Genomic DNA, 11622 nt, shown 5'->3' with positions numbered 1-11622 from the left:
GGCCGGGGCGGCCTGTGGTTCGGTGGTGGCATCGGGCCGGTTCGGGGCCTCGGCCTGCGGGCCGGCCTGGGCGGTGGGCCCGGCCGGGACTCCGGGGGTCGGCCGGTCGCCGGCGCCCGGCCCGGCCGGGGGTTCGGGGAGCTGCCGGCGGCGCCCGCGGCGGAAGGCCGGGTCGCGGCGGGATGCGTCCGGGAGGTCCAGGACCTCCGGGAGGCCCAGTTCCTCGCCCTGGTAGAGGTAGGCCGAGCCGGGGAGGGCCAGCATCAGCAGGGCGGCGGCCCGGGCCCGGGCCAGGCCGCGGGCTCCGCCCCCGTACCGGGTCACATGGCGCACGACGTCGTGGTTGGACAGCACCCACGTCGTCGGGGCGCCGACCGAGGTGGTGGCGGCCAGGGACTCGTCGATGACGGTGCGCATCGCGGCGGGGTCCCACGGGCAATTGAGGAACCGGAAGTTGAAGGCCTGGTGGAGTTCGTCGGGGCGGACGTAGAGGGCGAGGCGCTCGGAGGTGGGGGCCCAGGCCTCGGCGACGCCGATGCGGTCGCCCTCGTAGGAGTCCAGGAGCCGGCGCCACTCGCGGTGGATCTCGTGGACCCCGTCCTGGTCGAAGAAGGGGAGCGGTTCGGTCCCGATCAGGGTGGCCTGGGCGCCTCGGCCGATGTCCGGCAGGCCCGGGGCCTTGACCATGCCGTGGGCCACGTCGACGCGGAAGCCGTCGACGCCGAGGTCGAGCCAGAACCGCAGGACGGACGCGAATTCGGCGGCGACCTCCGGGTGGTCCCAGTCCAGGTCCGGCTGCTCGGGGGCGAAGAGGTGCAGGTACCACTCGCCGTCCGCGACACGGGTCCAGGCCGGGCCGCCGAAGATCGACTCCCAGTCGTTCGGGGGCTCCGAGCCGTCGGCCCCCCGCCCCGGGCGGAAGAGGTAGCGCGCCCGCGCCGCCGGATCCCCGGCGAGGGCGGCGCGGAACCACGGGTGCTGCGCGGAGGTGTGGTTCGGCACCACGTCCACGATGACCCGCAGCCCCAGCTCGTGCGCGGCGTGGACGAGCTCGTCGGCGTCGGACAGGTCCCCGAAGAGCGGGTCGACGGCCCGGTAGTCGGCGACGTCGTAGCCGCCGTCCGCCTGCGGGGAGACGTAGAAGGGGGTGAGCCACACGGCGTCGACCCCGAGACGGGCGAGGTGGGGGAGGCGCGAGCGGACCCCGCGCAGGTCGCCGACGCCGTCGCCGTCGCTGTCGGCGAAGGAGCGCACGTAGACCTGGTAGATGACTGCATCGCGCCACCAGCCACCGCTCGCGGTCGCGTTGCTGGAAGAGCTTGCAAGCTGGACGGCCGTCGACTCGTGGGTCATATCGGGGTCAACGCGGGCACAGGCCCCCTGGTTGCGGGCCCGGGCAGTCGAAGGTGACTCGAACTAACAGCAAGCTGCGGCAACCGTACGGACACACGGATGTAACGATCCCCTCCGCTTGCAGAAAGTTTGCGCAAGGTCTTTCGGTCCTCTTTCAGTCTTGTTACGTTCCTGGCAACTCGGGACCGCGAGGGCGCGGCCGGGATCATCGAAGGAGTTCATATGCGGCGTGGCATAGCGGCCACCGCGCTGGTCGCGACCCTGGCGCTCGCGGCGACGGCTTGCGGCGGTGACACCAAGGACGACGGCGAGGTCAAGGCCGGCGGGGAGCTTTCCGGCACGGTCACGTGGTGGGACACCTCGAACGACGCCGAGAAGGCCAGCTTCCAGAAGATCGCCGAGGCGTTCACAGCGAAGCACCCGAAGGTGACCGTCAAGTACGTCAACGTCCCGTACGGCGACGCGCAGAACAAGGTCAAGAACGCCTTCAGCAGCGGTTCCGACGCGCCTGACGTGATCCGGGCCGACGTCGGCTGGGTCGCGGACTTCGCCTCGCTGGGCTACCTCGACGAGGTACCGGCCGAGACGGCGAAGAAGGTCGACGCCGAGTTCCTGCCGCAGGCCGCGGCCAGCGGCAAGTACGAGGGCAAGACCTACGCCGTGCCGCAGGTCATCGACACCCTCGGCCTCTTCTACAACAAGAAGATGCTCGCCGACGCCGGCGTCCAGCCCCCCAAGACGCTGGAGGAGCTGAAGAGCGCCGCCGCCGCCATCAAGGCGAAGTCCGGCAAGGCGGGCCTCTACCTGCGCGGCGACGACTCCTACTGGTTCCTCCCGCTGATCTACGGCGAGGGCGGCGACCTCGTCGACGCGAAGAACAAGACGGTCACCGTCGACAACGAGGCGGGCGTCAAGGCCTTCAAGACCGCCCGCGACCTGGTCTCCTCGGGCGCGGCGATCACCAACGCCACGGACGGCTACACCAACATGCAGACGGCCTTCAAGTCCGGCGAGGCCGCCATGATGATCAACGGTCCGTGGGCCGTCGCCGACACCTACGCCGGTGACCAGTTCAAGGACAAGGCCAACCTCGGCGTCGCCGCCGTCCCGGCCGGCTCCGTCAAGGCCGGTGCTCCGCAGGGCGGCCACGACCTCGGCGTCTACGCCGGTTCCAAGAACCGCGCCGCCGCGCACGCCTTCGTCGAGTACATGACCTCGCAGGAGGTCCAGGTGCAGTCCGCCAAGGACCTGAGCCTGCTCCCGACCCGTACCGCCGCCTACGAGCAGCCGGACGTCAAGGGCAGCGAGATGGTCCAGTTCTTCAAGCCGGCCGTGGACAAGGCCGTGGAGCGCGCCTGGATCCCGGAGAACGGCTCCCTCTTCGAGCCGCTGAAGGTCGAATACACCAAGGCGATCACCGGGTCCTCGAGCCCGGAGGACGCGGCCAAGGCGGCCGGCGTCGAGTTCCGCAAGATCCTCAAGGGCTGGAAGTAACGAAACCATGGCTGCTCACACCAGCCAGTCGGTGGCGAAGGCCGCGGGCGACGACGTCGAGAACGACGCCGCCGCCCGCGGCCTGAGCCGCAGGACTGACAGCAAGGCCCCGGGTGGGACCAAGGGCGGGCTGAGGCGCGCCCTCGCCACCCACTGGTACGCCTGGGCGATGATCGCCCCGGTGGTGCTCGTCCTCGGCGTGATCATCGGCTGGCCGCTGGTCCGCGGCATCTACCTGTCGCTGACCGACGCCAACGAGCGCAACGTCTCGCGCACCATCGGCGCCCGCCACATCGAGGCCACGTACGAGTTCGTCGGACTCGACAACTACGCGGCCGTGCTCAGCGACCCGGTGTTCCTGCAGCGGCTGGTGTGGACGGTGGTGTGGACCGTCGCGTGCGTGTCGATCACCTTCACGCTCGGCCTGGTCCTGGCCAACATGCTCAACCGGGACTTCCGGGGCCGCGCCGCCTACCGGATGGCGCTGATCCTGCCCTGGGCCGTCCCCGGCTTCGTCTCGGTCTTCGCCTGGCGGTTCCTGTTCAACCGCGACAACGGCATCCTCAACAAGATCCTCGACGGCGGCGGCATCGCCGCGGTCCCGTGGCTCGACGACCCGACCTGGGCCAAGTTCTCGGTCGTCGCCGTCAACGTCTGGCTCGGCGTCCCGTTCATGATGGTCGCCCTGCTCGGCGGACTGCAGTCCATCCCCGGTGAGCTCTACGAGGCCGCCGAGATGGACGGCGCGAGCGCCTGGCAGCGGTTCCGGCACATCACGCTGCCCGGGCTCCGCGCGGTGAGCATGACGGTGATCCTGCTCTCCACCATCTGGACCTTCAACATGTTCCCGGTGATCTTCCTGCTCACCCGCGGCGGACCGGGCGACTCCACCGAGATCCTGGTGACCCAGGCCTTCCGCGAGGCGTTCGTGTCGAGCCCGCGCGACTTCGCCGGCTCCGCCACGTGGGGCGTACTGATCCTCGCCCTGCTCATGATCTTCGCGCTGGTCTACCGGCGCTCGCTGCGCAAGCAGGGAGAGGTGTGGTGACCATGACCAACGCTCGTACCCGGGGCAGCCGCTCGCCGCTCGCCTCCGCAGGCCTGCACCTCACCCTGCTCGGCGCGTCCGTCATCGCCGTGTTCCCGGTGCTGTGGATCCTGCTGACCTCGCTCAAGCCCGCCGAGCACGCGGTCACCACGGATTTCATCAAGGAACCGTCCTTCGGCAACTACACGTACCTGCTGGAGTCGAGCCACTTCCTCAGCTGGTTCGGGAACTCCGTCCTGGTCGCCGGCGTCACCACCGTCCTCGGTGTGTTCATCGCCGCCACCACCGGATACGCGGTCAGCCGCTTCAAGTTCCCCGGCATGAAGCCGCTCATGTGGACGCTGCTCATCACGCAGATGTTCCCCATGGCCATCCTCATCGTGCCGCTCTACAACCTGATGGGCGACCTCGGCCTGCTCAACCAGCCGGTCGGCCTGATCATCACCTACCTCACCATCGCCGTACCGTTCTGTGCCTGGATGATGAAGGGCTTCTTCGACACCATCCCGGTGGAGATCGACGAATCCGGCCGGGTCGACGGGCTCAACCCCTTCGGCACCTTCTGGCGGCTGATCCTGCCGCTGGCCAAGCCCGGTCTCGCCGTCACCGGCTTCTACGCCTTCATCACCGCCTGGGGCGAAGTCGCGTACGCCTCCGCCTTCATGGTCGGCGAGGAGAACCTCACGCTGGCCGGCGGCCTGCAGACCTTCGTCACCCAGTACACCTCCAACTGGGGTGCGATGAGCGCCGCTTCGGTCCTCATCGCCATCCCCGCGGCGATCTTCTTCGTATTCGCCCAGCGCCACCTCGTCGCCGGGATGACCGCAGGCGCCACCAAGGGCTGACCACCCGCCTGCTCCCGCATCACCGGCCCGACCTCTCCAAGGACGACATGACCCAGCACCTCGCCGACGCACTTCCCACCTCCACCGGCACCCTGCCCGGCTGGTGGAGAGACGCGGTGATCTACCAGGTCTATCCGCGCAGCTTCGCCGACTCCAACGGGGACGGCATGGGGGACCTCGAAGGCATCCGCAGCCGCCTGCCCTACCTCAAGGAGCTGGGCGTCGACGCCGTCTGGCTCAGCCCCTTCTACGCCTCCCCGCAGGCCGACGCCGGCTACGACGTCGCCGACTACCGGGCCATCGACCCGATGTTCGGCACCCTGCACGACGCCGACGCCGTGATCCGCGAGGCCCACGGACTGGGCCTGCGCATCATCGTCGACCTCGTCCCGAACCACTGCTCCGACCAGCACGAATGGTTCAAGCAGGCACTGCGCGAAGGACCCGGTTCCCGGCTGCGGGAGCGCTTCCACTTCCGTCCCGGCAAGGGTGAGGACGGCGAACTGCCGCCCAACGACTGGGAGTCGATCTTCGGCGGGCCCGCCTGGACCCGTGTCGCGGACGGCGAGTGGTACCTGCACCTCTTCGCACCCGAGCAGCCCGACTTCAACTGGGAGCACCCGGCCGTCCAGGACGAGTTCCGCTCGATCCTGCGCTTCTGGCTCGACCTCGGCGCCGACGGCTTCCGCGTCGACGTCGCCCACGGCCTGGTCAAGGCGCCCGGCCTGCCGGACCTCGGTGCCAGGGACCAGCTCAAGCTGCTCGGCAACGACGTCATGCCCTTCTTCGACCAGGACGGCGTCCACGAGATATACCGCTCCTGGCGCCGGATCCTCGACGAGTACGAGGGCGACCGCGTCCTGGTCGCCGAGGCATGGACCCCGACCGTCGAACGCACCGCCCGCTACGTCCGCCCCGACGAGATGCAGCAGGCGTTCAACTTCCAGTACCTGACCAGCGACTGGGAGGCGACGGCACTCCGCGAGGTCATCGACGGCTCGCTGGCCGCGATGCGCCCCGTCGGAGCCCCCACCACCTGGGTGCTGTCCAACCACGACGTCACCCGGCACGCCACCCGCTTCGCCAACCCCGCCGGCCTCGGCACCCAGCTGCGCGAGCCCGGCGACCGCGAGCTCGGTCTGCGGCGGGCCCGCGCGGCGAGCCTGCTGATGCTGGCGCTGCCCGGTTCGGCGTACGTCTACCAGGGCGAGGAGCTCGGCCTGCCCGACGTCACCGACCTGCCGGACGAGGTCCGCCAGGATCCGTCGTTCTTCCGCGCGGCGGGCCAGGACGGCTTCCGCGACGGCTGCCGGGTCCCCATCCCGTGGTCGGGTACGGAGGCCCCGTACGGCTTCGGCACCGGCGGCAGCTGGCTCCCGCAGCCGGACTCCTGGGCGGAGCTGAGCGTAGAGGCGCAGACCGGCGACCCGTCCTCCACCCTGGAGCTGTACCGGGACGCCCTGCGGCTGCGCCGCGAGCGCCCGGACCTGGGCGCGGGCGATTCGGTGGACTGGCAGGAGGCTCCCGTCGGCGTCCTGGTCTTCCGCCGCGGGGACTTCCTCTGCACCGCCAACACCACCGGCACGGCGGTACGGTTCCCCGTTGCCGGCGAGGTCCTGCTGTCCAGCGGCGCAACGGTCGAGGACGGCGTGCTGCCGGCCGACACCACGGTGTGGTGGCAGGTGACGTCGGGGTGACCTCCCCCCTCAGGCTGACGGACATCGCCGCGCAGGCCCAGGTCAGCGAGGCGACCGTCAGCCGCGTGCTCAACGGCAAGGCGGGCGTCGCGGCCGGCACCCGGCACAAGGTGCTGGCCGCGCTCGACCTGCTGGGCTACGAGCGGCCCGTACGGCTCAAGCGGCGCAGCAACGGCCTGGTCGGGCTGCTGATCCCGGAGCTCACCAACCCGATCTTCCCGGCCTTCGCGCAGGTCATAGAGCAGGCGCTGGCCGGGCACGGGTACACGCCGGTGCTGTGCACGCAGACCCCGGGCGGGGCCACCGAGGACGAGCTGGTGGAGCAGCTGGAGGAGCGCGGGGTCACCGGGATGGTCTTCCTGTCGGGCCTGCACGCGGACTCCCACGCGGACCCGTCCCGCTACCAGCGGCTCGCCGCGCGCGGGGTCCCCTTCGTGCTGATCAACGGCTTCAACGAGCAGATCAGCGCGCCCTTCGTCTCCCCGGACGACCGGGCGGCGGCCGACATGGCGGTGCGGCACCTGGAGGACCTGGGCCACCGGAGGATCGGTCTGGCGATCGGCCCGACGCGGTACGTGCCGTCGGCGCGCAAGGAGCAGGGGTTCCTCGCCGCGGTGCCGTCGGCCGAGACCGAGGGGCTGATCCAGCGGACCCTGTTCACGGTGGAGGGCGGCCACGCGGCGGGCATGGCCCTGCTGGACCGCGGCTGCACGGGCATCGTGTGCGGCAGCGATCCGATGGCGCTGGGCGTCATCCGCGCGGCGCGCGAGCGGGGCCTGCGGGTGCCGCAGGACGTGTCGGTGGTCGGCTTCGACGACTCCCCGCTGATCGCGTTCACGGACCCGCCGCTGACGACGGTCCGCCAGCCGGTACGCGCGATGGCGACGGCAGCGGTGGGCGCCCTCCTGGAGGCCGTCTCGGGCACCCCGGTCCAGCGCACGGAGTACGTCTTCCAGCCGGAACTGGTGGTCCGGGGCTCGACGGCGCAGGCGCCGTAGTCCTCCCGGCGGGGCGGGGTCCTCGCCCCCCCCGGCCCCCGTTCGCGAGCGGGGGCCGCCGGCGGCTCCCGGCTCCCGTCCCCGCTCCCGCTGCCCCCGGGTGAGTGCCCACCTCGTGCCGTCCGCGCCGGCGAGGCCGAAGACCGGTGCAGCCACCGTGCCGCCTGCGACGCGGAGCATGACGTCCTCGGTGCCGGGCAGGCACGCCGGGGCCGTGTCCCGGTGCAGCCAGACCCGGCCCGGCCTAGAGCCCGAACCCGGCGATGACCAGTACGGCCGGTGTGAGCGGGGGCTGGAGGGGTCGGGTCTCAGGTCGGCGGGTTCGGCGCCTGCGCATCCGGCAGCCTCGCCTCAACTCCCGCGCGGACACATGGAAGAAACAATTCTGCAATTTCTTGCGCAAGGTATTGCAGGCCTGTTGGCGGGCCCATACGGTCGCGTGCAATCCCCACCTCTCCCGCCAGGAGGCCCCCACATGTCTGTCAGAGCCGCCAGACCCGCACGAGCCCCCGGAGTCGCCGGCGCCGTCGCCGCGGCCCTGCTCGCCGCCGCGAGCCTCACCGCCCAAGCGCCGCAGGCACAGGCCGCGGCGCCCGGCGACAAGGACGTCACCGCCGTCCTCTTCGAGTGGAAGTTCGCCTCCGTGGCCGCCGCCTGCACCAACGCGCTCGGGCCCGCCGGCTACGGGTACGTCCAGGTCTCGCCTCCCCAGGAGCACATCCAGGGTCCCCAGTGGTGGACTTCGTACCAGCCCGTCAGCTACAAGATCGCCGGCCGGCTCGGCGACCGCACCGCCTTCAAGGCCATGGTCGACACCTGCCACGCCGCCGGCGTGAAGGTCGTCGCCGACTCCGTCATCAACCACATGGCCGCCGGCGACGGCACGGGGACCGGCGGGAGTTCGTACACGAAGTACAACTACCCCGGCGTCTACTCCGGTTCCGACATGGACGACTGCCGGGCCACCATCACGAACTACCAGGACCGCGCCAACGTCCAGAACTGCGAGCTCGTGCAGCTCGCCGACCTGGACACCGGCGAGGACTACGTGCGGGGCCGGATCGCCGGGTACCTCAACGACCTGCTCTCCCTCGGCGTCGACGGCTTCCGGATCGACGCCGCCAAGCACATGCCCGCCGCCGACCTCGCCAACATCAAGTCCCGGCTGACGAACCCCGGCGCCTACTGGAAGCAGGAGGCGATACACGGCGCCGGCGAGGCCGTCTCGCCGAGCGAGTACCTGGGCAGCGGGGACGTGCAGGAGTTCCGGTACGCCCGGGACCTCAAGCGGGTCTTCCAGAACGAGAACCTCGCCCACCTGAAGAACTTCGGCGAGGCCTGGGGCCACATGCCCAGCGGCCAGGCCGGGGTCTTCGTCGACAACCACGACACCGAGCGCGTCGGCGACACCCTCGGCTACAAGGACGGTTCCGCCTACACCCTCGCCAACGTCTTCATGCTGGCCTGGCCCTACGGCTCCCCGGACGTGCACTCCGGCTACGAGTGGACCGACAAGGACGCCGGCCCGCCGAACGGCGGCGCGGTGAGCGCCTGTTACGCCGACGGCTGGAAGTGCCAGCACGCCTGGCGGGAGATCTCCTCCATGGTCGCCTTCCGCAACGCGGCCCGCGGCCAGTCCGTCACCAACTGGTGGGACAACGGCGGCGACCAGATCGCCTTCGGGCGCGGCAGCAAGGCGTACGTCGCCCTCAACCACGAGGGCTCGGCCCTCACCCGTACCTTCCAGACCTCCCTGGCGGCCGGCGACTACTGCGACGTGCAGAACAACCGCACGGTCACCGTGAACTCCGCCGGCCAGGTTACCGCCACCCTCCCCGCCGGTACCGCCCTCGCCCTGCACACGGGCGCCCGTACCTGCTCCGGCGGTACGACCCCGCCGCCGTCGGCCACCTCCGGCGCCTCCTTCGCCGTCAACGCCACCACCGTCCCCGGCCAGAACATCCACGTCGTCGGCGACCGGGCCGAGCTCGGCGCCTGGAACCCGGCCACGGCCCCCAAGCTCGACCCGGCGGCGTACCCCGTCTGGAAGCTCGACGTCACCCTCCCGGCCGGCACGTCCTTCGCGTACAAGTACGTCCGCAAGGACGCCGCCGGCAACGTCACCTGGGAGAGCGGCGCGAACCGTACCGCCACCGTCCCCGCGAGCGGCAAGGTCACGCTGACCGACACCTGGCGCAACTGAGCCGCCGCTCCACCGACCAGGGCCGCCCGGCACTTTCTCCCCGCCACCGCCGGGTGGTCCTCATCCATGCGACACGCGACCCGTACACAAGGAGATCCGCCTTGATACGCCCTGCCGCAGGAGTGCTCGCCGCCGCCCTGGCCGTGACGCTCCTGCCCGCCCTCCCCGCCGCGGCCGCTGCCGCCGCGAAGCCGCCCTCCCCGCCCTCGGACGCGAAGCTGGCCGCCGAGCCGGCCCGGCACGACCTGACCCGGGAGCAGTTCTACTTCGTGCTCCCGGACCGGTTCGCGAACGGCGACCCGCGCAACGACCGGGGCGGCCTGACCGGCTCCCGCCTGGACACCGGACTGGACCCGACCGACAAGGGCTTCTACCAGGGCGGCGACCTCAAAGGGCTCACCGACCGGCTGGACTACATCAAGAGGCTCGGCACCACTGCCATCTGGATGGCGCCGATCTTCAAGAACCAGCCGGTGCAGGGCAAAGGCGAGGACGTCTCCGCCGGCTACCACGGCTACTGGATCACCGACTTCACCCAGGTCGACCCGCACTTCGGCACCAACGCCGACCTGGAGCGGCTGATCGACACGGCGCACGGGAAGGGGATGAAGGTCTTCTTCGACGTCATCACCAACCACACCGCCGACGTCGTCGACTACCGGGAGGCCTCCTACTCGTACCTCTCGAAGGGGGCGTTCCCGTACCTGACGAAGGACGGCGTGCCCTTCGACGACAAGGACTACGCCGACGGGAAGGGGAAGTTCCCCAAGGTGGACGGGAAGTCCTTCCCGAGGACCCCGTTCGTGCCGGACGCGAAGAAGAACCTCAAGGTCCCCGCCTGGCTCAACGACCCGACGATGTACCACAACCGGGGCGACTCCACCTTCGCCGGCGAATCCTCCGACCAGGGCGACTTCTTCGGCCTCGACGACCTGTGGACCGAGCGTCCCGAGGTCGTCGACGGGATGGAGAAGATCTACGAGAAGTGGGTCAAGGACTTCGGCATCGACGGCTTCCGGATCGACACCGTCAAGCACGTCAACACCGAGTTCTGGACGCAGTGGGCGACCGCCCTCGACCAGTACGCGGCGAAGCGCGGCCGTGACGACTTCTTCATGTTCGGCGAGGTCTACTCCGCCGACACCGCCGTCACCTCCCCGTACGTGACCCGCGGGCGCCTCGACGCCACCCTCGACTTCCCGCTGCAGGACGCGATCCGCGCGTACGCCTCCCAGGGCGCGGGAGCCGGCCGGCTCGCCTCCGTCCTGGGCGACGACTACCGGTACACCAGCGACAAGGCCAACGCCTACGAGCAGGTCACGTTCCTGGGCAACCACGACATGGGCCGCTTCGGCACCTTCCTGAAGCAGGACCGGCCGGGCGCGGGGGAGCAGGAGCTGCTGGACCGCTACCGGCTGGCCAACGAGCTGATGTTCCTCTCCCGGGGCAACCCGGTCGTCTACTCCGGTGACGAGCAGGGCTTCACGGGTGCGGGCGGCGACAAGGACGCCCGCCAGCCGCTCTTCGCCTCGCAGGTCGCCGACTACCTGGACGACGACCAGCTCGGAACGGCACGCACGCATGCGAGCGATGCCTACGATCCGGAGCACCCGCTCTACAAGCAGATCAGTGCTCTCGCGAAGCTGACCAAGGCCCACCCCGCCCTGCGCGACGGCATCCAGAGCGAACGCCTCGCCGACGGCTCCGTCTACGCCTTCGCACGCACCGACGCCCGCAGCCGCACCGAGTACCTGGTCGCCGCCAACAACGGAGCCGACTCCCGCACCGTCGAGATCGACGCCCCGGCCGGCGCCCAGTACCGCACCCTCTACGGCGGCACCGCCCTGGTCCGGGCCTCCGCGGCGGGCAAGCTCACCGTCGTCGTCCCCGCCTCCGGCTCGGTGGTCCTCCAGGCCGTCGCCCCCCCCCGGGCCCTGTCCCTTAAAACCAACTCCGAGCCCACAAAAAAGAAAAAAAACCTTAT

8 protein-coding genes are annotated in these 11622 nt (G+C 70.6%); 7 read left to right on the top strand and 1 reads right to left on the bottom strand.

What is annotated here, in order from left to right; all coding sequences use genetic code 11:
- The coding region (locus PV721_RS35170; RefSeq protein WP_319731599.1) for an alpha-amylase family glycosyl hydrolase at positions 1-1353 on the bottom strand (1353 nt) is incomplete at its 3' end.
- 222 nt (positions 1354-1575) lie between these two features.
- On the opposite strand from PV721_RS35170, the gene PV721_RS35165 reads away from it, so the two are divergent.
- The 7 genes from PV721_RS35165 to PV721_RS35135 all read left to right on the top strand — a co-directional run.
- Positions 1576-2847, top strand: coding sequence for an extracellular solute-binding protein (locus PV721_RS35165; protein WP_319731597.1), 1272 nt, complete (start codon positions 1576-1578; stop codon positions 2845-2847).
- Positions 2848-2854: 7 nt separating this feature from the next.
- Positions 2855-3895, top strand: a complete 1041-nt coding sequence (locus PV721_RS35160; protein WP_319731595.1) for a sugar ABC transporter permease — start codon at positions 2855-2857, stop codon at positions 3893-3895.
- A gap of 2 nt (positions 3896-3897) precedes the next feature.
- The gene (locus PV721_RS35155; protein ID WP_319731593.1) at positions 3898-4740 is read left to right on the top strand and encodes a carbohydrate ABC transporter permease; all 843 of its coding nucleotides are present in this window, start codon (positions 3898-3900) and stop codon (positions 4738-4740) included.
- Between the two features lie 47 nt (positions 4741-4787).
- The gene (locus PV721_RS35150; RefSeq protein ID WP_319731591.1) at positions 4788-6437 is read left to right on the top strand and encodes a glycoside hydrolase family 13 protein; all 1650 of its coding nucleotides are present in this window, start codon (positions 4788-4790) and stop codon (positions 6435-6437) included.
- On the top strand, positions 6434-7435 hold the full coding sequence (locus tag PV721_RS35145; protein ID WP_319731589.1) for a LacI family DNA-binding transcriptional regulator: 1002 nt from the start codon (positions 6434-6436) through the stop codon (positions 7433-7435). The genes PV721_RS35150 and PV721_RS35145 overlap by 4 nt, the downstream gene beginning before the upstream one ends.
- A 475-nt stretch (positions 7436-7910) precedes the next feature.
- A complete protein-coding gene (locus tag PV721_RS35140) occupies positions 7911-9638 on the top strand; it encodes a carbohydrate-binding module family 20 domain-containing protein (RefSeq protein ID WP_319731587.1) in 1728 nt (575 codons plus the stop codon).
- A 101-nt stretch (positions 9639-9739) separates the two neighbouring features.
- On the top strand, positions 9740-11622 hold a 1883-nt coding region (locus PV721_RS35135), incomplete at its 3' end, for an alpha-amylase family glycosyl hydrolase (RefSeq protein WP_416371248.1).

This window comes from Streptomyces sp. MB09-01 (assembly GCF_033794505.1).
Classification (GTDB): Bacteria; Actinomycetota; Actinomycetes; order Streptomycetales; family Streptomycetaceae; genus Streptomyces.
The sequence above is the reverse complement of the archived record's forward strand: the minus strand, read 5'-3'. Positions and strand labels throughout refer to the sequence as shown.